This window comes from Flavicella marina, assembly GCF_009193215.1.
GTDB lineage: Bacteria > Bacteroidota > Bacteroidia > Flavobacteriales > Flavobacteriaceae > Flavicella > Flavicella marina.
In genome coordinates this window covers 677,660-700,305 of the sequence record NZ_VYVA01000001.1, presented here as the reverse complement: position 1 = coordinate 700,305, position 22,646 = coordinate 677,660, and the positions used below count along the sequence as shown (strand labels likewise).

Sequence of the window (22,646 nt, the reverse complement as noted above, 5' to 3'; positions counted from 1 at the left end):
TGATAGTACTCTTCTTAGTGGAAGTATATATTATCAATAAATACAGTTCCTCCTGAAGATTCTAATACAATCTGAGTTACTCCTGATAAATTTGTAGTATAGTCTGCTAATGGAATATCAACCGATTGCCATGATCCTGTAACAATAGTTCCTACGCTTTCAATATCTTCTTTGGTAGCCCCATCAGGTTCAGCTGTGTTTACTAATTTAATAGACAAGCTTGAAGCATTTGGTGTATGATAGTCAATATGAACATACGTTTTACCGCTAACATCCGTTGGGTTATCGTAATTAGTTACAATTCCAGTATAGTTGAATAGACCGTATTCTAATGTAGCGTTACCTGAGATAGAAATCTCTGTTAATGTAGTCGTTTGTCCCCATCCTGGATTCCACTCGCTTACAGCAATATTAGTATATGCATCACTAAAGATAGAAATAGTGTTAGTGTCTGTTGGAGTTGGAGCTGGTGTAGTTGGAGTTGCAACTATTGGACATCCGTCATTTTCTGCAGGTCCTGCTTCATCTTTACATTTGTCGATAGAATCAATAACACCATCTTGATCAGAGTCAGGTACAGCAATTCCCCATTCTGCTCCTTCAATATTGTCAAACCAGTATGTTCCAGCAACTGGAGTTCCGAAATCTACGAATAAAGCCATTGTAGCATATTGATCTAAGATTACGTCAAGTGCTTGGTTTGGGTGACTTCCTGTAACATTGTTTGAGTGGAAATCAAAAGTTAGTGTTTGCCATCCTGTATCTGCTGTAGATGTTGTTAATACTTCGATAGCAAAAATATCATCTTGTTCTGTTTTTGGGTTTTCCAGTTTCAATAAAATGTCTCTAGCTAATCCTTCGCTTTGATAATATTCAACAGTAATAATTCCCTTAGTTCTTACGTCAATATAATCTGTAGGGTTGATCGAAAAAGCATCCCAATTCCCAGCACCGTTATAAACAGCTACACCCACATTTGAAGCAGAACCATCCATTCCTGTTTGAGACTCAACAGTAATTACAGCTCCTCCTCCTGCATCGTCTCTTAAGTTTAAGCTCGCTGCATCTTCAAAATCTGCTAAAACAGTTGCAGCTTCAAATTGCACCGTGTGAGATTTTGTTTTTGAAACGTCTGCAGCATTTGCAGCAGATGCAGTAACAGTAATTTCATACGTTCCAGATTCTTCTGCATAAGTATATGTTGCTTTCGGTCCACTTGAGGCAATTACATCTTCGTTTCCTGTTGCATTAGGGTCATTGAAGTCAATTGAATAGGAAGTTCCTCCTGTAGAAGAAGGAGTAACTCCAACGCTATTTCCGTTGTCGTTTTCCTCTGTTATTACAAAATCTAAGTTTGTTATGGTAGTAGAATCTCCATTACCTTCGTCGTCACTTTTACAAGCTATTGTCAAGCTTAATCCTAGTAGGATATACATCCCTTTTTTAAGTAAATTCATAATGTTTGTTTTAATTTAGTTTGTATTGGTATATTGCTTTTATTCGTAAAATTTTATATTCTTAGTATCCTGGGTTTTGTCCCCATCTTTCGACTGCTCCTGCTAATTCAAGTTCGATAAGTGGAATTGGAAACAGTTCGTTTTTATTTGGAGTGAACCCATCAATAGTTCCATCTGCATTTCCAGTTCTAACTAAGTCAAAGAACCTGTGTCCTTCTCCCATTAGTTCAAGACGTCTTTCTTGTAAGATGTTTTCAAGAGTAGCATCGATTCTATTCGTAGTATTTCCAAAAGCTCTGTCTCTTACAAGATCTAAATAGCCTTTAGCTTTTGTTACATCTGGAGCTGATTTTTGAACATTCGCTTCCGCAGCCATCAAAAGGACATCAGCATATCTGATGGCTCTATAGTTATTAGGGTTTGTTAAATTGTTGTCTCCAAGTCCTAAATCTCCTTTTCTAGGAAGGTACTTTCTATTGTATAGTTTGGTTTCCCCTCTACTTGGTTGGTAGCTGGTAGCAATTGCTTCTGCATCAAAAATGGTTGCATCTTTTCTTAAGTCACCCGTAGTAAAAATACTTGCAGCTTCAGCTGTGGGAGTATTAAATCCGTAACCTGAGTCAAAAGTAGGACCTACATATTCTCTTACTCCACTAAATCCTACAGCTACGTTTCCTTCACTACATTGCAAACAGTCAAACCCAGCACCTTCAACATCTGTATATTGAACTTCGAAAATAGAACCAGCTGCATTTTCACCTGGATGTTCAAAAATGTCTCCGAAATTCGATGCTAATGTGTAATTTCCATCAGAAATCACTTGATCAAGTACTGTCGCAGCATCTGTATATTTCGCAGCATCAAAAGTTGCATGATATAGGTAAACTTTCCCTAATAAAGACTGTGCTGCACCTTTCGTTACTTTATATTCTAAATCTTGAGTCGTATTTAGCAAACCAATCGCTTCAATTAAATCTGCTTCAATTAAAGTATACGTATCTGCGATTGTTGCAGTTCTAGAGATTGTGAATTGTTCACCAAACTGCATTCTTTTGTTTTTAATCCTTCCGTTTTCTACTAGTAATGGAAGTGGTCCAAACCACTTTGCCAATTCAAAGGTAAAATATGCTCTTAAGAACAATGCTTGACCGATCATGTCATTTTTGGTGTCAAAATCGATATTGTCTCTAAATTCAAGCATGTAATTTGCTCTGTTTAGTCCAGCATACATCCATCTCCATATATCTCTTAATTGTTCGTTGACATCATTGTGAACCATATTATCAATATCTTGCATAGCAGGACCATCAATGTTATCAGGATCTCCACCTGCCAATGTATTGTCTGAAGCAATTTCTCCCACCATAACATTCCAGAAAGAGGCTTGAAGTAAATCGTATACTCCGATCAAAACATCTTGATAATCTTGTTCTGTTTTAAAGAAATCGTCAGAATTTGGATTTCTTGAAGGCACGTCAATAAAATCATCGCTACACGCAGTAAGCGTTACCATTGCGATAATGAAAGCCGTAATATATATCTTGTAATTTTTCATAATCTACGTGTTAAAATTTTAAGTTTAGACCTAACATATATGTTCTTGCTACAGGATAAAATCCTTTATCAATACCTGCGCCGATAGGGGCTCCTGAAGATGCTCCAGCATCATAACCTTGGTAGTTCGTGAATGTGTAAAGGTTGTTTACAGACACGTATAACCTCAATCGGTCTAATCCGATTTTTGAAACTAAGTTTTCTTGGAATGTATATCCGGCTTGTACATTTTGAATTCTTAAAAATGAAGCATCTTCTACATATAGATCCGAGAAGTAACTACTTTGAGGAGTTCCTCCTGTACTTAGTCTTGGTACGCTTGAGTTGGTTTTGGTAGGTGTCCACCTGTCTAAATTGTAAGTTCCTTTATTTGCTTCTAAGATTTGACGCTCATAGTCACGTACCATTTCTGCTCCTAAAGATGCAAATGCTGAAGCGCTAAAATCAATATTCTTATAATTGAAACCAAGATTGAATCCCATGGTTACGTCAGCAATTGGGTCTCCAATATAGGTTCTATCGTCTGCAGTAATTTTTTTGTCTCCATTAGTGTCAACTAATTTTAAATCTCCCGGAGCAGTGTCGGTTGATGAAATTGGACTTTTGTCAATTTCTTCTTGAGAAGTAAATACTCCGTCTGTTTTGTATCCATAAAAGTATCCAATTGGGTAGCCTGCTTCCATTCTTGCTGCATCAGATACACCGATACCTACACCAAATCCTCCACCTGCTTCGAAACCATTTTCACCTGAAACGAATAATACTTCGTTATGCAGTGTTGTAAAATTGTAACTCGCGTTGATTCTAAAATCTTCTGAGAATTTACTGTTGTATGCAATTTGAAATTCAAATCCTCTGTTTTGAACTGTACCAGCGTTTATTGTTGGAGGAGCTGACCCCGGAGCAGATGATCCAAGAATTCCAGATACTTGAGATGTAATAAGTAAATCTTCAGTTCTTTTGTCAAATGCATCTATCGTCATGCTAATTCTATCTCCGAACAATCGCGTATCGACACCAATGTTGAACGTTTTTTGTTTTTCCCATTGAATTTCTGGATTTGAAAGAGCACCTTCTGCCAGTCCCTGTAATAGTTCAGATGCATCAGTTTCATCATTTCTAACATATGTAGCTTCTCCGGATAAAGTTGATAAGTATCTGTAATCTCCAATTTTGTCAGATCCGATGATACCATAACTAACTCTTAATTTTAATAGGTTAACGAAGCTATTGTCGACTAAGAAATCTTCTTCTGAGATATTCCAACCAAGTGATCCTGAAGGGAAATATCCAAACCTGTTTTCAGGGCCAAATCTTGTTGAACCATCTCTACGAAGAACTCCTGATAAAAGGTATTTGCCCTTGTAGTTGTATTGAATTCTTGTAAAATATGAAAGCAATCTAGTGTCAAATGTATTTGAACCACGTGCTAGCTGTTCGTCGGTGAATCGATTAATTTGAGTCTCGGCATTTGCAACACTTGCATATTCTATTGTGTTTACTTGTTGACCATCAATCAGCAAATTGGTTCCAGACATTCCTGTAAAAGTTCCGTATGTTTTAAAAGCAGACATACCTAAAAGCACTGTTAAAGAATGGTCGTTATTGAATGTATTCGAATAAGTTATGAAGTTGTCCCAAGTATAATCATCGTAATAATCTTTGTTCTCATACACTTCATTTGTTGTAATGTTAAAGCTTTTTGAAGGTCCGTAATACACTTCAGGTTTGAAGACATGACTGTCTACTACCGAATGATTCATTTGAAACTTTGAGCTTAATTTGAATTTATCGTTCAAGAATGAATAATCAATACCAAGTGTTGCACTAATTTTATTCACCTGAGCAGTGTCATATGTATTGGCAAGTTGCGCAACCGGATTGATAATTTCACCTCCTAAGTTGTATGCTTTTTGAAATCCATCATCTTCATTGGCATCATAAACTGGCATTACAGGATTCATGTTGATGGCATTGAATAAGACAGAACCCGCCGCACCTTCACTCAAGTTATTCTTGTTTGAATGCGTATAGATAGCCGTAGTTGATAATTTTAAGTTCTTCAATATGTCATATTGAAAATTTAATCTTGCAGTAGCTCTGTTGTAGTTTGATTTGTCTCCACCAACGATACCATCTTGATCTAAGTATGAAGCTCCAAATGAGTAGGCCGCTTTTTCTGTACCGCCACTTGCATCAAAATTAACGTTCGCAATTGGTGCATTTGTGAATACTTGTTCTTGCCAATCTGTTCCATCTTCTGGGTAAACAATATATTTAGGGTCGCCTCCTCCGTTGATAGACATTTCATTCACGAGAATCGCATAGTCTCTAGGTTTCAATACGTCAATAGCATTACTAGCTTCTTGAAAACCAATGTAAGAGTCAATATTAAATTTTAGTTCTGTGTTTTTTCTACCACTTTTGGTCGTTATTAAGATAACTCCATTGGCAGCTTGCACTCCATAAATACCTGCAGTGGCATCTTTTAATACATTTACACTAGCGATATCATTAGGATTGATTACAGAAAGATCAGTGATTCTATTTCCGTCGACCAAGATTAAAGGGTTGTTGTCTCCGTTTGTTGAAACTCCACGAATTCTAATATTGGAAGCAGCACCAGGAGAACCCGAAGACGTAGTTACATTTACACCAGAAACTTGTCCTTGTAAGGCTTGTTCCACACGCACTGGGTTTAATTTCTCGATAGCCTTTGAGTCAATAACAGAAACTGCTCCAGTAATTTCTTTCTTTTTTTGAGACCCATAACCAATCACTACTATTTCATCTAATAGTTGGTTGTCAGGAGAAAGTGTAACATTGATTGTTGTTTGTGACTCAACAAGAATCGTAGATGAGGCGAAGCCGATATAGCTAAAAATAAGAGAATCTCCTTTTTCCACCGTCAACTGATAGTTACCGTCAAAGTCCGTTGTGGTTCCTGCATTTTTGCCTTGAACTAATATATTAGCTCCGGCGATTGGAAAATCGTCCTCTGAAGAAATCACGGTTCCTGAGATTTGAATTTGCTGAGCAGTAACTGTTGCAGCTGCGCAGAAAAACAAAAAATAGAGTAGTTTAATTTTCATTGGTTTTTGGTTTTAGTTAATGAAGTTCCAATAAATTGGAATCATATTTAGTTTCTTTCGTTAGTTGAAACCGAAGTTTCGTTAGTTGGTTGTTTTTTGAAGATGAAAAGTCTCGAGCCTTTTTCTAATTTCAAAACAGATTTAAAACCTTAATAATAGGTGTTAAATGTTCGAGAATAGTTTTCTTCTAATTCTCTTGTTCTAAATTACGATTGTAAAGATGTAAAAGCCAAAATATTACCTATACATAGACTCTACATGTAAAATTTTCAGCAATGTTTTTTCTTTAAAGTAAATACTAAATATCTGACAATTAGATTTTTAACAAAAAAATAAACCAATGTTAATAAAACACTGGTTTAAATGACTTTGATGTTTGATTCTTTATATGTTAAGGTAATGTATTAGAAAAAGGAAGGCTAAATTTCTAAGATATGATGAATCAAATTGTCTTTTTTTGCCAATCTCATCTTTTTTCTAAGTCGGTAACGTTTTATTTCAACACTTTTGTGTGAAATATTTAGCAATGGAGCTATTTCTTTTGAAGATAAATTTAGTCTCAAATAAGCACAGAGACGCAAGTCATTAGGTGTTAGTTCAGGATACTTGTCTTTTACTTTGGTGAGGAAATCTTTGTCTGCGTTATTAAAAGCTTCTTGGAATAGCTTCCAATCACTTGTGTTATTTAGGTTTTTATCAATTATTTTTATGACTGGTTTTATCATGTTGTTGTTCTCTAAATCAGATAATTCCTTTTTGATGCTATTGAGGAATTCATTCTTTTTTATGATACTCATGGTAGAAGCAGCCAATTCACGATTTTTACTCTCGATATCTCCACGTAATTTGTCATTACGTAGTTTCATAATTTCTTTTTCGTTTTCTAATTGTGAGTGTTCGTATTCTCTTTGGGCTCTGTCAAGTAGCTCTTGTTTTTGTCTTTTGTAGTATTGTTTGTAGATGTTGTGAATGATAAAAATGAGAACTATAGATATCACTATATACAAAAGCACGAATCTGTTGCTTAGGTACCATGGTCTTTCTATGGTGAAATCAAAAACAATTTCATTAGAACTTAAAACATTGCCAACCATCGCTTTTGCTCTGAAAGTGTATTTTCCGAAAGGTAGATTTTTAAAAGAAGCTTTAGATTCATTAGTCCAAGCACTCCAGTGTTTGTGTCTGCCTTCTAGAATAAACTGGTATTTGATTTCTGAGAATTTTTCATACGAAGCAACACTGTAAGAGAAATCTAGGTTGTTGTATTTGTACGCGTAATTGTTATTGTTAATGAGAGGTACTATGCTCGTGCTGTCGTTTAATTGTCGTTTTTCTACCTTAGTTAATTCAATTTTGTACCTTTTTTTATTTAGCTTCTTAGTGTCTATGATTAGGAAGCCAAAAGAAGTTCCTAAAAGGTAATTTTCTTCAGATAAAGGAGCTATGTTTTCGAAACCTATATAGTTTTTTCTCAGCTTAGTGGGTAAATATATCTTGGTTACTTCTGGTGTAGCATTTATTTTTCCTGGAGAAAAATACAAGATATTTTCTTTTGTGAATGCCCAAAGTTTTGAGTTGTTTGTGTTTACGAGTTTTCCTGAAACATAGGATTCATCCTTTGTAAGAGGTTTGTGAAACACGGAGTCTACTTCAAAGTTATTTGAAGTTCTATTGAATTTTAGCAATCCCTTATTGAAATGATATAATAGAGATCCTTGGTAATTTATGATACTTGATTTTTCACCTTTTAATTCTGCATTGATCTTCATGTTTGAAAAACTTGTGTTACGATCATCTATTTCTAGTTCGTATACACCTTTTTGTTCATGGGTTACAATAATTTTTGAAGGGTTTATGAATTCAAAGTATCTACTCGAGATATCGAAATTTTTTATTTTGTGAGAAAAACTCCACACGCCATTATTCTTTTTTAATACGCAGAAACCTTTGTAGTTTCCTTGAAGAATTGTGTTTTTAGAGTCAGGAAACATCTCTAGTTTCCATGTTCCTGGTTCGGTAGAAATTTGTTTGGCGTTGTTTCTGTCGATTATAAATGTACCTATATTGTGTCCACAAAATAATGTGTTGTCTATTAGTTGTAAATTCCAAACTTGACCTTCTGTTCCTGGAATTAGTTGAAAGTTATTGTTCGAATCGGTGTTTCTATAAAACAATCCCTGGTTTGTTCCAAGGTATAAGTACTCTTTATGTTTTAGTGAGGTGTAAGTTGTTCCAAGTTTACCGTTTTTATCGTAGAAAACTTGAAACGGGGCGTTGTAGTTTAGACAACTTATACCATTATCCAGTCCTGTCCAGATATTTTGATCGTTGTCTTCGAAGATATTTAGTATAGTGTTGTTGTTTAGGCCTTTTTCTTGGTCTATTTTTGCTTTAATATTTCCGTATTTATCAAGCTCATATATCCCATGTGAAATAGTCCCAATAATAAATTTATTGTCGGATGTTTCAAGGCTGCTGTATACACTAATTGTTGAAAGTAAGTCGTCTGATTTTGTTTTCCATTTGCTTATTTGATCGTTTTTGAATAGGTAAAAACCTTTTTCCTGGGTAAGCATTAAAAGATTTTTATCGCTACTGTAAATGCCAACGATTATATTTTCTTGAACTATTTTATCGTTTGAAATCAACTGACTCTCTCCCTTTTCTATTTTGTAGAGTCCATCGTTAAGTTTTTGAAAATAGATGGTATTGTCTACCTTAAATATTTTAGAAAGAACTGTTTCAGAATTTATGATTTTGAATTGCTTGTCTACCGAATTAAAGATATAAATTCGGTTTAGAGATTGGAATAGGATCCACTCTCCCAATTCTAAAATATTCCAAAATTCCTCGTCTTCAATAAGTTGAATATTGTGTTCATTTGTAAGAGAGTGGTATTTTAAAATGCCTGAATTGTTTTTTTTCCAATACCCAAACTCCATATAGCATCCCGTATAGATTTTTTCATCGATTACCTTTACAGATCTTATGATAGAATGATTTGGTGAATTGTAAAGCTTCCATGAGGCTCCATTGAATTCTAAGAGACCTTCGTTATTTGCAACATAAATAAAATTATTTTCTGTTTGAGATATTGACCAATTTTGGTTTTCGGCATTGTATATTTCTGGTGTATAGTTTTGAATTGGAGGAATTTCTTGTGATATACAAATTGTAAAGGTGAAAATTAGTGGTGTAAAAATTATTTTCTTTATTCTATGCAGCATAAAATGATGGATAAGTTTAGTGAAATTGGTATGTGTGGTTGATTTAAATTTACAAAAAAAATATAGAACGTATTTTGATTTTGTCAATATGTAGTGTTTGTGTTAAGTTATTTGGGTGAAATTAGGTCTTGATTTTTTATTTTTATCACTTCAGTTTCTTCGTGTTTCTTACATTTGTTAAAGCATGGAGTCAGAAAATAAATCAGAACTTAATACTTTCAGGAAAATTATCCATGTAGATATGGATGCCTTTTTTGCTTCAGTAGAACAATTAGATAATCCTGATTTGCAAAACAAACCCATTGCCGTGAGTGGAGGTGAAAAGAGAGGGGTGATTTCTGCAGCTAGCTATGAGGCCAGAATATTTGGTGTTCGATCGGCAATGTCTGGAGTGTTGGCAAGAAAATTATGTCCTGAATTGATTTTTGTACCTGCACGATTTGATAGGTATAAAGAGATTTCTCAAAAAATTAGGAAAGTATTTTTTGAGTATACAGATTTGGTTGAACCCTTGTCATTAGATGAAGCTTATCTCGATGTTACCATAAATAAAAAAAATAATCCTTCAGCGACTTTAATTGCGGAAGAAATTAGGAATAAGATTTTTGATAAAACAGGTTTGCGAGCTTCTGCTGGCATATCGGTGAATAAGTTTATCGCAAAGATAGCTTCAGATATTAACAAACCTAATGGTCAGAAGACCATTCCGCAGGAAGAAGTATTGTCTTTTTTGGAAGCTTTACCTATTGAAAAGTTTTATGGTATAGGTAAAGTGACTCGTTTGAAAATGTTTAAATTGGGTATTTATACAGGGAAAGATTTAAAGTTAAAATCTGAGGAGTTTTTAACCGAGCACTTTAATAAATCAGGTGCATACTATTATCAAATAGTAAGAGGTATTCATCGAAGTAAAGTGACCCCCAATAGAATTAGAAAGTCTGTAGCAGCTGAACATACTTTTCGAGAGAATTTAACCTCAGAAGTATATATGTTAGAAAAATTAGAGAAAATTTCTAAAGAATTAGAATCCAGATTGATGAAGTCTAAAGTAGCAGGTAAAACAGTTACGTTAAAAATAAAATATTCAGACTTTACACAACAGACACGAAGTAAAACATTACCTTATTATGTAAAATCTCAAGAGGTTTTGTTGGATACTGTTGAAGAATTATTGTTTCAAGATGTCATGAAAAATTCGGTTCGACTGTTGGGTATTTCAGTTACAAATTTAAATACGCAAACTAAAAAGAAAGAAGCTGTAATGAATGTTCAATTGAAATTAGAATTTTAATGAAGTCAATAAAATTAAAAGAAGCTTTAAAATCTGTTTGTGCAGATTTTGTGACGAATAAATTAAATACAATTGAAAGGTCAATAGCACTCAATAAAGAATCGTTAGTGTCTGAATCTAAAAGTTCTGCTGGCGATAAGCATGAGACCGGAAGGGCAATGCTACAACTTGAAATGGAAAAAGCAGGTCAGCAGTTACATCAAGTTGATCAAATGAAGCTTGTGGTAGAAAAAATTGATGCCACAAAACAAAATAGTTTAGGTTCTTTAGGAGCCGTTATTCGAACAGATACGATCAACTATTTTATAGGGATCAGTATTGGTAAAGTACTTGTTGATACATCTGAGTATTTTTGTGTTTCAGCAAATTCACCTATCGGGAAACAGTTGTTAGGAAAAGCAATAAACGATAGTTTTACTTTTCAAGGAAATCAATTGACGATCAAAGAAATATTGTAAAAAAAATACCCTAAACGTCGTTTAGGGTATTTTTTTATTTTGGTCATTAAAATGCTAAAAACACTTTTCAATAACTTTTTTCATAACTGAGTAAGATGTTGAAGCTCCTGGTGAAGCACCCAATAAAGCTCCAATTGTTTTATCTTTTGAAATGATAATTTCTGTACCGAATTCTAGTTTTCCAAATCCTTTTTTATCTCTTTTGATAATTTGAACTCTTTGACCAGCTACAACCAATTTCCAGTCGTCGTCGTTCGCTTCAGGATAAAATTCACGCAACATTTCCATTCTGTCTTTGAAATTCAAACTTACTTGTTTGATTAAGTACGATACCAAAGGAAGGTTTTTATATCCCGCTCCTAACAAACTCATGATATTGTCAAACTCAACAGATTTTGGCAAGTCAAACATCGATCCGTGTTTCAAGAATTTTGTTGTGAATCCAGCATAAGGTCCGAATAATAATTCTTTTCTACCGTTGATCATTCTTGTATCCATATGTGGAACAGACATAGGTGGAGAACCTTTTTTTGCTTTTCCATAAACCTTGGCATGGTGTTGTTCAATTATCTCTGGATTTGTACAACGTAACCACAATCCACTGATAGGGAATCCACCATAACCTCTAGCTTCTTTAATTCCAGATTTTTCTAATAAAGAAAGGGCACCTCCTCCAGCTCCGATGAAAACATAGTTAGAAACTAATTTCCAGTGTTTACCAACGCTTTGTCCTTTGATAGTTAATAACCAGCGTTTGTTTTTCGTTTTTTGAAGATTGTATACGTTACTTCTGTTCAACAATTCAACATTGTCTTGTTTTGAAAGAAACCTAAAAAGTTGTTCTGCAATTTCTCCAAAATTTACATCATATCCCTCTTCGACGTATGTTGCAGCAACATGTTGCTTTTTATTTCTTCCTTGCATCATCAAAGGAAGCCATTTCTCTATTTCTTCATAGTCTTTACTGAAGATCATTTCTTTGAAGTGCGAAATTTCTTTTAAAGCGTTGTATCTTTTTTCTAAATAAGCACTGTTCTTTTTACCTTCTACAAAACTAATATGAGGTACTTGAGAAATACATTTTTTTATGTTGTGTAAATAACCTTTATCAGCACATTCTTTCCAAAATTCAAAAGTTTCTTCAAATTGCTTTGCTGTTTTTACTGCTTTGCTTGTATCAACTTCACCATTTTTTTCTGGAGTGTAATTTAATTCGCAATTTCCAGCATGTCCAGTACCAGCATTATTCCAGGCTTCAGAGCTTTCTTCTGCCATTTTAGGAAGTTTTTCAATGACGGTAATTTTTTTCCCTGGAAATTTTTCGAATAACATAATTGCCAAAGTGGCACTCATAATTCCTCCTCCAATCAATACAAAATCAGAATGTTTTATTGTTTTAGACATGTTTAGGTCTTAATAGGATTATTTAATGGCTGCAAAGATACGTCATTGAATGATATTTATCATATTTGTAGGCTGTAAGATTCGCATAAATTTGCGACTCAGATAAAAAAATATAGAATATTATGACTGAATTGTTGACAAAGGATACTTTTTTTGAAAAAGTATTCAATTATGAAGAAAATAAAGATTGGAAATTTGAAGGAGAGATACCATGTATTATAGATTTTTATGCTGATTGGTGTGGACCGTGTAAGTCTTTAGCTCCTGTTTTAGAAACATTGAGTGAAGAGTACAAAGGAAAAATAAATATTTATAAAGTAGATACCGAAGCTGAGCAAGAATTATCAGGTGCGTTTGGTATTAGAAGTATTCCTTCTATGTTATTTGTACCTTCAGAAGGACAACCTCAAATGGCGCAAGGAGCCTTGCCAAAGCAAGAGTTAGAAAGAATTATTGGTGACGTTTTAGGAGTCGATAAATAAAAATGTTTTTTAAATAAAATAAGTTAAGAGCACAACATTTGTGCTCTTTTTTTTGTTATATGTTATACTCATTGATATTTGTGTTTGCTATTTTGCAAGCACTAAACAATATACTATGAATACCATAAAAAATACTTTTACAACGATTCTGATTTCTCTGTTGATGATTCCAATAGTTTTCGCACAAAATAAAATTGTACGAATAGATGGTGAGTTGAAAAAATGGCACAAAATAACACTGAATTTTGAAGGTGAAGACTTGTCAGAGTATGGTAAGACGAATCCGTTTTTAGATTATCGATTGAATGTAACTTTTACAAATGGGAGTAAGCAATATAAAGTTCCTGGATTTTACGCTGCTGATGGAAATGCTGCTGAAACCAGTGCTGAATCGGGAAAAATATGGAAAGTTCGATTTTGTCCTGATGCTATTGGGGAATGGTCTTATACAGTTTCTTTTCGCAAGGGAAAAGCAATTGCTGTGAGTGATAAAAATGATGCAGGAGCGCCTGTCGATTTTGATGGTGTTTCGGGAACATTTAAGATTGAAAAATCAAATAAAAAAGGGGCAGATTTTCGAGCAAAAGGAAGGTTGTCGTATACAGAAAAAGGGTACTTACAATTTCAAGAAACGAAAGATTACTTTATAAAAGGAGGGGCAGATAGTCCCGAGAGTTTTTTAGGGTATTTTGAGTTCGATCAAACGCCTCCATCACATAAATACGAAGCTCATATACAAGATTGGAAAAGTGGAAATCCTACTTGGCAAAATGGCAAAGGAAAAAGTATTATTGGTGCTTTGAACTATTTGCATTCAAAAAAAATGAATTCTGTTTACTTCTTAACAATGAATGTTCAAGGAGATGGTAAGGACGTATGGCCTTGGATTGATGTAAATGAGCGCTACCGTTTTGATTGTAGTAAATTAGATCAATGGGAAATTGTTTTTGATCATATGGATTCACTTGGTTTGATGTTGCATATCATAACACAAGAAACCGAAAACGAATTGTTGTTGGATATCGGTGAATTAAAAACACAACGCAAGTTGTATTATAGAGAGTTAATTGCGCGTTTTTCACATCATTTAGGAGTTACATGGAACTTGGGAGAAGAAAATGGTCCTTTACACTGGACTCCCAAAGGTCAAACAGATAAAGATAGAGAGGCGATGGCAAAATACATCAAATCGCACGACCCTTATAAAGGATTTGTTGTATTGCATACACATGCAAATCCAAAAGCACAAGACTTGTTTTTAGAGCCAATGTTAGGAAATCCAGATTTAGATGGTCCTTCGTTTCAAACACATCACCCGAAAGATATCCATGAAATCACAAAAAAATGGATTTCAAAATCAACGATAGCAGGTAAACGTTGGATTGCTTGTCAAGATGAAATTGGTCCGGCCGACAAAGGTGCGCTTCCAGATGCTGTAGATCCAGAACATAACGAAATTAGAACAGAAGTTTTATGGTCAAATTTAATGGCTGGTGGTGCTGGAGTTGAATGGTATTTTGGTTATAAATATGCACACAATGATTTGAAATGTGAAGATTGGAGGTCTCGAGATATATTATGGAATCAAACAGATATTGCGCTTGATTTTTTTCAAAAATATTTACCGTTTCATGAAATGAAATCTGCAGATGGATTAACAGATAATGAACATGATTTTGTTTTCGCTAAGAATGGCAGTGTTTATGCAGTTTATCTATCAGAAGTTGTTGAAACGAATATTGATTTATGGGGCGTAACAGGGAAGTTTGATGTAAGATGGTACAACCCGCGTACCGGAGGGAAACTCCAAAAAGGATCTGTGAGAAGAGTCTATGGGGGTAAAAAAGTATCTATCGGAATGCCTCCTTCAAAGGAAAAAGATTGGGTAGCGATACTGACCAATACGAAAAAGGTGCAGCCAGTTGTTGCCAAGAAGTTAGCGTTGCTGGAGTTCAAAGCGATGTCTGACTTTTCTATTCAACAAAGCGATAAAGTTGTTTATTATGTAGATAAAGGGAGTAAAGCTCTGGCGATCAATGCAGCAAATAAAAAATACAGAAACGAATATGCAGCAGCTAGATTAAAGTTTAAGGGAGCTTCAGGTGTCTATCAACTTCAATTGAATACGATAACTGAAAATGATGGAGAATCTGACTATGTCATCAAAGTCAATGGAAGTGTGGTAGGAAAGGTAAAGAACGAAGAAACGGAGAAATCTTTTGAAAGATTGAACACTGAGATTGGATTGATTTATCTTGAAGAAAATGATGTCATTGAAGTGTCTTCTCGGGCAGTTACTAACGGTAAAATTCCAGAAAAAGATGAGACAGCATGGTCTAGAGGTCGTTGGGAATCGTTGGTGTTGAATCCATTTTATGAGAAATCACTTGAAGAATAAATAGCAAGGTAAATCTATAAAATTACAGTATTTTTGCCTTCTATGAATGAGTTGGTACAACACAGTATTTTTGCTATTAATAATGAAGATGAGTTTAATGCGCTTGCATTAAAAGTGTTTCGATATCAAGCAATGCATAACCCGGTATACAAATCGTATTTAGGTTATTTAAACGTTGATATTGATGCCATTGATAGAATTCAAAGAATTCCTTTTTTACCGATTCAATTTTTTAAAAGTCATAAAGTTTTGTCCTCGGATAAACCCATAGAGCAAACTTTTTTGAGCAGTGGAACAACGGGTATGTCTCAAAGCAAGCATCATGTAACGGATGCTTCTTTGTATGAAAAGAGTTATTTGAATGCTTTTTCAAAGTTTTATGGTGGTGTTGAAGAACTTGTTGTTTTGGCACTGTTGCCTTCCTATTTAGAACGTGAAGGTTCTTCTTTAATTTATATGGTTGATGATTTGATACAAAAATCGCATCAACCAGAAAGTGGTTTTTATTTAGACAACCTGGATGAATTGCAAAGAGTTTTATTGCAACTAGAAGCTCAGAAGAAAAAAACTTTGTTAATAGGAGTTTCTTTTGCTTTGCTTGATCTGATTGAGAAATATCAATTTTCATTGAAAGACACAATAGTAATGGAGACCGGTGGAATGAAAGGAAAGCGTAAAGAAATGATTCGAGAAGAATTACACGCTGTTTTAAAGCGCGGATTTGGTGTTCAAGAAATTCATTCTGAATACGGAATGACTGAATTGCTGAGTCAAGCGTATTCTATTGGGAAAGGTGTTTTTAATTGTCCTCCTTGGATGAAAATTTTGATAAGAGATACTGAAGATCCATTGAGTCTATTGCCGAGTCCGAAGACAGGAGGTATCAATGTAATTGATTTGGCGAATTTAAATTCTTGTTCCTTTATTGCAACCCAAGATTTGGGTAAAGTTCATTCGAACAATTCATTTGAAATTTTAGGTCGATTTGACAACTCAGATATTAGAGGTTGTAACTTGTTGATTTCGTAGTAAATTTTTCCCCTTTTTGATAATTAATTTGATTGAGGTAAAAATTATCTTAAATTTAATACATCTCAAAATCTATAGAGTTATGATGAATCTATGTCGCTTAGTGATTGTGTTTTTTATGCTGTTAATTGTCGGTTGTCAAACAGATCCAGTACCAGACCCAATTTCAGATTCATTAAACTTTAAAGTTGACTCTGTGTTGCGTTTGATGACCCTCGAAGAAAAAATTGGTCAGATGAATCAGTACAATGGTTTTTGGAATGTAACAGGTCCTAGTCCAAAAAAGGGAGCTGCTCAACTAAAGTACAAACATCTAGAAGCTGGTTTGGTGGGTTCAATGTTAAATGTACGAGGTGTCGAAAACGTGAAGGCAGTACAGAAAATTGCCGTTGAAAAAACACGATTAGGAATCCCTTTGATTATAGGTTTTGATGTGATTCATGGATACAAGACTTTGACTCCAATTCCGTTAGCAGAAGCAGCGAGTTGGGATTTAGATGCTATTAAAAACTCTGCAAAAAATGCGGCTTTGGAAGCTTCAGCAGCTGGTATCAATTGGACATTTGCACCAATGGTTGATATATCAAGAGATGCGAGATGGGGTAGAGTAATGGAAGGAGCAGGTGAAGATCCTTATTTGGGAAGTTTGATTGCTAAAGCAAGAGTTCAAGGTTTTCAAGGAGAGGACTTGTCGGATGCTATTACGATTGTGGCTTGTGCGAAACATTTTGCTGGGTATGGTTTTGCTGAAGCAGGAAGAGATTATAATACTGTGGATGTAGGGATGAGTACTTTGTATAATATTATTTTTCCGCCTTTTATCGCGGCAACAAAAGCAGGAGTAAGAACTTATATGAATTCTTTCAATGAGTTGAATGGCATCCCTGCAACCGGGAATGCATTTTTACAACGAGAGGTTTTGAAAGGGGCATGGGGGTTTGATGGTTTTATTGTTTCTGATTGGGATTCTGCTGGAGAAATGGTAGCACATGGATATGCGAAAGATGACAAGCATGCTGCAGAGTTGGCTGTAAACGCTGGTTCTGATATGGATATGGAGTCATATACATTTGTTACCTATATGAAAGAATTGGTAGAAGAAGGAAAAGTAAAAGAATCTTATGTAAATGACGCTGCAAGAAGAATACTTAAAGTAAAATTCGAATTAGGGTTGTTTGATAATCCTTATAAATATTGTGATGTAAATAGAGAGCGAGAAGTAACAGGTAGTGAAGAATTACACAAAGCGTCTTTAGATATAGCTAAGAAATCTATAGTGTTATTAAAAAATGAAAATCAGTTATTACCACTAAAGAAAGAAGGATTGAATATAGCTGTAATTGGTGATTTGGCGAATGATAAGACAAGTCCATTGGGTAGTTGGAGAATTGCAGCTGAAGACAAAACAGCTATTTCTGTATTAGAAGGGTTAAAATCATATGAAAAGAACAATATAACATTCGCCCCTGGTCCAAAACTGGCACTGGGTAATCCTACTTTTACTCAGGAAGTTCAGGTGAATACCTCAGATAAATCTGGATTTAAAGAAGCGGTTCGTGCGGCTAAGAATAAAGATGTAGTGATTATGGTTTTAGGTGAGCATGGCTTTCAATCAGGTGAAGCTAGAAGTAGAAGTAATTTAAAACTTCCAGGCTTACAACAAGAACTTTTAGAAGCTGTGTATAAAGTGAATAAAAACATTGTTTTAGTTTTGATGAATGGACGTCCATTGGCAATTAATTGGGCTGATAAAAATGTGCCTTCAATAATTGAAGCTTGGCAGTTAGGAAGTCAAAGTGGAAATGCAATTGCTCAAGTTTTGTATGGCGATTACAATCCCTCAGGAAAATTACCTATGACGTTTCCGAAAAATGTAGGGCAAGTACCTATTTATTATAATTATAAAAATACTGGAAGGCCTTTAAAAGAAAATCCAAATGATGTCTTTCATTCACATTATCAAGATGTGTCAAACAGTCCTTTGTATCCGTTTGGTTATGGATTGTCGTATACCTCGTTTTCTTATAAAGATTTAGAATTGAGTGCTAAAACCTTAACTAAAGATAGTTCTATCGTAGCTTCTGTGACAGTTACCAACACGGGAAAATATTTTGGGAAAGAAGTTGTGCAACTATATATCAGAGATTTGGTAGGAAGCAGAACTAGACCTGTAAAAGAATTGAAAGGATTTGAAATGATTTCTCTAAATCCAGGAGAATCAAAAGTTGTTCAGTTTACTATTGATGCTAAAATGTTGCAGTTTTATACTGCACAGAATAAATGGGAAGCAGAGTTCGGAGATTTTACGGTTTTTATAGGCGAGAGTTCAGCAAAATCTTTAGAAGCTAACTTTTCATTAAGTAAATAAATTACCTTTTAGCTTTAATTTTTATTGAGTAGCCTCAGTTTTTTTGGCTATGTATGCTTTTTTTATATCGCAAAAAAAATCATTTGTTTTGCTGATGAAATCATATAATATGCTGTTCCCTAGTGTGTTCTGATAGTTTTGTATTTGCTAACCACAACAAATACTTAATTATGATGAAAAAATTACTTTTACTAGTTACACTAATTGTAACAACAACATTTAATGGGCAAACTACTATTTTAGATTTTGAACCTGGAAAAACATTTAATATTGGAAATAACAAGGGCTCATCTCCTCAACAGGATGGAATAGCTGCTGCGAACCCGATTACAAATGGAATTAATTCAAGTGCGAATGCAGTAAGTATTACACTTGAAACGAGTGCACCAAATTGGTCGTTCCCGATTATCAATGAGATAGGGAGTGTTCCAGGAGGATGGAATTTTACAAATGGAAAATATATGCAGATTAAAGTTCTTTCGGAAGATTTGACAGATTTTACTTTGACATTAAGACCATGGGTAAGCGGTACGGCTGCTGATCCATCAGTCACGCAATCTTTTACTGGTGTTACTTTGAATGAATGGTTTATAGCCGAGTTTGATTATTCAGGAATTGCTGATGGATGGGCAAATAGAATTGATGTTTGGTTTAATAAAGATGGATCAGTTGGAGCTGGAGAAGTTTTTTATATTGATGATATTACCCAAAGTTCTAATGCTACCGTGAGTACTAAGTATATTGATAATCCAAAACTAAACGTATACCCTAATCCTACGAATGGTATAGTAAATATTTCAATTGTTGAAGGTATCAATACGATTACTGTAACCAATGTCAACGGACAGGTATTAAAAACATTCCCTGCTCAAAACGCTATTGATATTTCAGATTTAGTGTCAGGTGTGTATTTTTTACAAGCTGATAATGGGTTGAATAGAAAAATTATTAAGGAATAATTATTTAAATAAAAGAAAAAAAGCTCAAATACAAATTTGAGCTTTTTTTCTATTCTACGAGAATATCAATTGTTTTAGTCAAAATCGAACATATGATTCTTGTTTAAAACCATTTCTTTCCTTTGATTATATTAAGAACATTTACTTTTAAAATGATAATAACCACAATTCAATAAACTTAATTATTATGATGAAAAATTTACTTTTAGCAATTGCTTTTGTAGCAACAACATTTTCTTATGGACAAGATGCATTGAGTTGGTCACCAGCTGCTGCTGATTTCCCTCAAGCCCCATCTGTTACTTTTCAATTTGCGTATACTGCCGATGCAGAAGTGCCTATTGGGGGAATTAAATTAGATTTTTGGGCAGTTTCTGCTCCATGGACTCAAGGTTGGAAAGCATGGGGACATAATACTGCCGCTTTGCCAGCAGGTACCGGTACTGTAGATATTACGATAAATATCGAGCCCGGATCAAATGTGTTAAACGGAAATGGTGATATTATGACAAAAGCGGAGTTGCTTGTTGCAGATCCGAATGGGCAAGGAGCGCCAACAAATTATTATTATGAAATTCGAGTATCTACTCCTAAAGCAGAATTCAATCCACCTGCTGTTGCGAAAGGTTTTGTAAGTGCAATAGCTGGACTTGCGGGATTAGATGATAACGCATTGAACGATTTAAAAGTTTATCCAAACCCAACTTCAGGTGTCGTAAATATTTCTGATGTTGATGGAATCGATTCAGTTACAATTTCTAACATTAACGGACAGGTATTGAAAACATTTTCTGGTCAAAATTCTATTGATATTTCAGATTTAGTTCCAGGGGTGTATGTGTTGCAAGCTGACAATGGTTTGATTAGAAAAATTATTAAGAAATAATTTTTTTAAATAAAAGTTCAAAAAAGCCCGAAGCACTATTCGGGCTTTTTTTATGGGAAAGAATTGATTCTCAAATTTTATTTATTTCTGATGCATTGTAATTCTTCACGGTTTTTTCGTCTATTCAAATATGAAAACTCAAAAAATTATGAAGAAAATATATGTAATCGTTTGTTTGTTGTCCGTAATATCTGTTTTTGGACAAGAATCTATGAATGTGAATAGAAAAGGTTTTGTCGCTGATGGTTATGACGTAGTAGCTTATTTTGAAAATACTGCAGTGGAGGGAGATGAAAAGTTTCAAACTGAAATTGATGGTGTTAAATATAAATTTTCGAATCAGAAAAATTTAGAACTTTTTAAAAGTAACAAAGAAAAATACATGCCTCAATATGGTGGCTGGTGTGCCTATGCGATAGGAGTTAAAGGTGAAAAAGTTGATGTGAATCCTAAAACATTTGAAATTAGAAACGATAAACTGTATCTTTTTTACAATGCTTGGGGAACAAATACCTTAAAGTTATGGAAAGAAGAAGGCGCCGAGAAGCTAAAAATTGAAGCGGATAAAAACTGGAAAAAAATTGTATCAGAAAAATAAAGCATAAAAAAACCGTTAGAATTTTCTAACGGTTTTTTTATGCTTTATTTTAAAAATTAGGCAACTTTTAATAAAAAATATTTTTTCTTACCTCGTTGCAATAGCACATACGAATCTGCAATCAAATCAGTATTCGTAATGGTAAATCCTTCTTGGACTTTTTCTTTATTTACAGAAATTGAGTTTTCTTTTAAGGCTCTTCTTACCTCACCATTAGATTTTAAAAAACCAGTTTCAGCAAAAGCGGCAACAATATCAAATCCTTCTTCTATTTGAGATTTTGTTACTTCAGCTTGAGGTACTCCAGAGAATACATCTAAAAATGTTTGCTCGTCCAAAGATTTTAAATCATCCGCAGTTGATTTACCAAATAATATTGAAGAAGCTTTTACTGCATTTTCGTAATCTTCTTCAGAATGTACTAGTATCGTAACTTCTTTAGCAATTGTTTTTTGTAACAATCTTGTATGAGGAGCTTCGTTGTGTTCTGCTATTAATTTTTCAATTTCTTCTTTGTCAAGAAAAGTAAACTTTTTTATAAAATCTACTGAGTCTTCATCAGATGAATTCAACCAATATTGGTAAAATTTGTAAACTGAAGTTCTACTTTTATCCAACCAAATATTACCACCTTCAGATTTTCCGAATTTTGTACCATCCGCTTTAGTAATCAAAGGGCAAGTCATCGCATAAGCTTTACCTTGTGCTTTACGTCTCACCAATTCGGTTCCGGTTGTGATGTTTCCCCATTGATCTGAACCACCCATTTGTAACTTGCAATTTTTGTTTTCATACAAGTGCAGAAAATCATAACCCTGAAATAGTTGGTAAGTAAATTCTGTAAATGACATACCATCACCCTCACCACTTACTCGTTTTTTTACAGAGTCTTTGGCCATCATATAGTTTACGGTAAGATGCTTTCCGATGTCACGTACAAAATCGATCAACGAAAATTCTTTCATCCAGTCGTAGTTGTTTACCAATTCAGCTGCATTTTCAGAATCACTGTTGAAATCTAAAAAACGCTCTAATTGACTTTTTACTCCAGCTACATTTTTATTCAAAGCTTCCTCGTTGAGCAAATTACGTTCTGCAGATTTTCCTGATGGATCACCGATCATTCCGGTAGCTCCTCCGACTAATGCGATAGGTTTGTGACCTGCTTTTTGAAAGTGCATTAGTATGATAATCGGAATCAAACTACCAATGTGTAAAGAATCTGCAGTTGGGTCAAATCCAATATAACCTGCTGTCGTTTCTTTATTCAAAAGTTCTTCGGTTCCGGGCATGATATCATGCAACATACCTCTCCATCTAAGTTCTTCAACAAAATTTGTAGTCATCAGTAAAAATTTTTCGCAAATATAGTGATTCGGGTTCAAGAGACAAAGCTTGATCTGTGCAGATTTAACAAGTGATTTTGATTATTTTACATTAATT

At 34.3% G+C, this 22,646-nt stretch carries 15 protein-coding genes; 9 read left to right on the top strand and 6 right to left on the bottom strand.

Annotated features, from left to right (window positions below):
• Positions 1-14: 14 nt before the first annotated feature.
• From F6P99_RS02800 to F6P99_RS02785, 4 genes are all read right to left on the bottom strand, one after another.
• On the bottom strand, positions 15-1,457 hold the full coding sequence (locus F6P99_RS02800; RefSeq protein WP_152285911.1) for a PKD domain-containing protein: 1,443 nt from the start codon (positions 1,455-1,457) through the stop codon (positions 15-17).
• A 61-nt stretch (positions 1,458-1,518) separates the two neighbouring features.
• Complete coding sequence (locus F6P99_RS02795) at positions 1,519-3,012, bottom strand: RagB/SusD family nutrient uptake outer membrane protein (protein WP_152285910.1); 1,494 nt, start codon at positions 3,010-3,012, stop codon at positions 1,519-1,521.
• 10 nt (positions 3,013-3,022) lie between these two features.
• The gene (locus F6P99_RS02790) at positions 3,023-6,103 is read right to left on the bottom strand and encodes a SusC/RagA family TonB-linked outer membrane protein (RefSeq protein WP_152285909.1); all 3,081 of its coding nucleotides are present in this window, start codon (positions 6,101-6,103) and stop codon (positions 3,023-3,025) included.
• Between the two features lie 419 nt (positions 6,104-6,522).
• Complete coding sequence (locus F6P99_RS02785; protein ID WP_152285908.1) at positions 6,523-9,330, bottom strand: triple tyrosine motif-containing protein; 2,808 nt, start codon at positions 9,328-9,330, stop codon at positions 6,523-6,525.
• Between the two features lie 184 nt (positions 9,331-9,514).
• Here F6P99_RS02785 and dinB point away from each other — a divergent pair, with 184 nt between their 5' ends.
• Both dinB and F6P99_RS02775 read left to right on the top strand, forming a co-directional pair.
• The gene (gene dinB / locus F6P99_RS02780) at positions 9,515-10,621 is read left to right on the top strand and encodes a DNA polymerase IV (RefSeq protein WP_152285907.1); all 1,107 of its coding nucleotides are present in this window, start codon (positions 9,515-9,517) and stop codon (positions 10,619-10,621) included.
• The gene (locus tag F6P99_RS02775) at positions 10,621-11,079 is read left to right on the top strand and encodes a GreA/GreB family elongation factor (protein WP_152285906.1); all 459 of its coding nucleotides are present in this window, start codon (positions 10,621-10,623) and stop codon (positions 11,077-11,079) included. The genes dinB and F6P99_RS02775 overlap by 1 nt, the downstream gene beginning before the upstream one ends.
• Before the next feature lie 54 nt (positions 11,080-11,133).
• Here F6P99_RS02775 and mqo read toward each other — a convergent pair whose 3' ends face one another.
• On the bottom strand, positions 11,134-12,483 hold the full coding sequence (gene mqo, locus F6P99_RS02770) for a malate dehydrogenase (quinone) (RefSeq protein WP_152285905.1): 1,350 nt from the start codon (positions 12,481-12,483) through the stop codon (positions 11,134-11,136).
• 122 nt (positions 12,484-12,605) lie between these two features.
• Between mqo and trxA the strand changes: the two genes are divergently transcribed.
• From trxA to F6P99_RS02735, 7 genes are all read left to right on the top strand, one after another.
• Complete coding sequence (gene trxA / locus F6P99_RS02765; protein ID WP_152285904.1) at positions 12,606-12,965, top strand: thioredoxin; 360 nt, start codon at positions 12,606-12,608, stop codon at positions 12,963-12,965.
• Positions 12,966-13,080: 115 nt separating this feature from the next.
• A complete protein-coding gene (locus F6P99_RS02760) occupies positions 13,081-15,363 on the top strand; it encodes a DUF5060 domain-containing protein (protein ID WP_152285903.1) in 2,283 nt (760 codons plus the stop codon).
• A 42-nt stretch (positions 15,364-15,405) separates the two neighbouring features.
• Positions 15,406-16,392, top strand: a complete 987-nt coding sequence (locus F6P99_RS02755; protein WP_152286303.1) for a LuxE/PaaK family acyltransferase — start codon at positions 15,406-15,408, stop codon at positions 16,390-16,392.
• Between the two features lie 82 nt (positions 16,393-16,474).
• Positions 16,475-18,760: a beta-glucosidase BglX gene (bglX, locus tag F6P99_RS02750; RefSeq protein ID WP_394349534.1), complete on the top strand. Its 2,286-nt coding sequence runs from the start codon at positions 16,475-16,477 to the stop codon at positions 18,758-18,760.
• Positions 18,761-18,930: 170 nt separating this feature from the next.
• Entirely contained in the window at positions 18,931-19,719 is a 789-nt protein-coding gene (locus F6P99_RS02745) for a T9SS type A sorting domain-containing protein (protein ID WP_152285902.1), read from the top strand.
• Positions 19,720-19,906: 187 nt separating this feature from the next.
• On the top strand, positions 19,907-20,605 hold the full coding sequence (locus F6P99_RS02740) for a T9SS type A sorting domain-containing protein (RefSeq protein ID WP_152285901.1): 699 nt from the start codon (positions 19,907-19,909) through the stop codon (positions 20,603-20,605).
• Between the two features lie 148 nt (positions 20,606-20,753).
• Positions 20,754-21,203, top strand: coding sequence for a YHS domain-containing (seleno)protein (locus tag F6P99_RS02735; protein WP_152285900.1), 450 nt, complete (start codon positions 20,754-20,756; stop codon positions 21,201-21,203).
• Positions 21,204-21,259: 56 nt separating this feature from the next.
• On the opposite strand, the gene tyrS is transcribed toward F6P99_RS02735, so the two are convergent.
• On the bottom strand, positions 21,260-22,549 hold the full coding sequence (tyrS, locus tag F6P99_RS02730; RefSeq protein WP_152285899.1) for a tyrosine--tRNA ligase: 1,290 nt from the start codon (positions 22,547-22,549) through the stop codon (positions 21,260-21,262).
• Positions 22,550-22,646 lie beyond the last annotated feature (97 nt).

What these genes read in the sequence shown, in the direction of transcription:
- F6P99_RS02800 (WP_152285911.1), bottom strand. Translation starts at nt 1,457, where the DNA reads ATGAATTTACTTAAAAAAGGGATGTATATCCTACTAGGATTAAGCTTG.
- F6P99_RS02795 (WP_152285910.1), bottom strand. Translation starts at nt 3,012, where the DNA reads ATGAAAAATTACAAGATATATATTACGGCTTTCATTATCGCAATGGTA.
- F6P99_RS02790 (WP_152285909.1), bottom strand. Translation starts at nt 6,103, where the DNA reads ATGAAAATTAAACTACTCTATTTTTTGTTTTTCTGCGCAGCTGCAACA.
- F6P99_RS02785 (WP_152285908.1), bottom strand. Translation starts at nt 9,330, where the DNA reads ATGCTGCATAGAATAAAGAAAATAATTTTTACACCACTAATTTTCACC.
- dinB (WP_152285907.1), top strand. Translation starts at nt 9,515, where the DNA reads ATGGAGTCAGAAAATAAATCAGAACTTAATACTTTCAGGAAAATTATC.
- F6P99_RS02775 (WP_152285906.1), top strand. Translation starts at nt 10,621, where the DNA reads ATGAAGTCAATAAAATTAAAAGAAGCTTTAAAATCTGTTTGTGCAGAT.
- mqo (WP_152285905.1), bottom strand. Translation starts at nt 12,483, where the DNA reads ATGTCTAAAACAATAAAACATTCTGATTTTGTATTGATTGGAGGAGGA.
- trxA (WP_152285904.1), top strand. Translation starts at nt 12,606, where the DNA reads ATGACTGAATTGTTGACAAAGGATACTTTTTTTGAAAAAGTATTCAAT.
- F6P99_RS02760 (WP_152285903.1), top strand. Translation starts at nt 13,081, where the DNA reads ATGAATACCATAAAAAATACTTTTACAACGATTCTGATTTCTCTGTTG.
- F6P99_RS02755 (WP_152286303.1), top strand. Translation starts at nt 15,406, where the DNA reads ATGAATGAGTTGGTACAACACAGTATTTTTGCTATTAATAATGAAGAT.
- bglX (WP_394349534.1), top strand. Translation starts at nt 16,475, where the DNA reads ATGATGAATCTATGTCGCTTAGTGATTGTGTTTTTTATGCTGTTAATT.
- F6P99_RS02745 (WP_152285902.1), top strand. Translation starts at nt 18,931, where the DNA reads ATGATGAAAAAATTACTTTTACTAGTTACACTAATTGTAACAACAACA.
- F6P99_RS02740 (WP_152285901.1), top strand. Translation starts at nt 19,907, where the DNA reads ATGATGAAAAATTTACTTTTAGCAATTGCTTTTGTAGCAACAACATTT.
- F6P99_RS02735 (WP_152285900.1), top strand. Translation starts at nt 20,754, where the DNA reads ATGAAGAAAATATATGTAATCGTTTGTTTGTTGTCCGTAATATCTGTT.
- tyrS (WP_152285899.1), bottom strand. Translation starts at nt 22,549, where the DNA reads ATGACTACAAATTTTGTTGAAGAACTTAGATGGAGAGGTATGTTGCAT.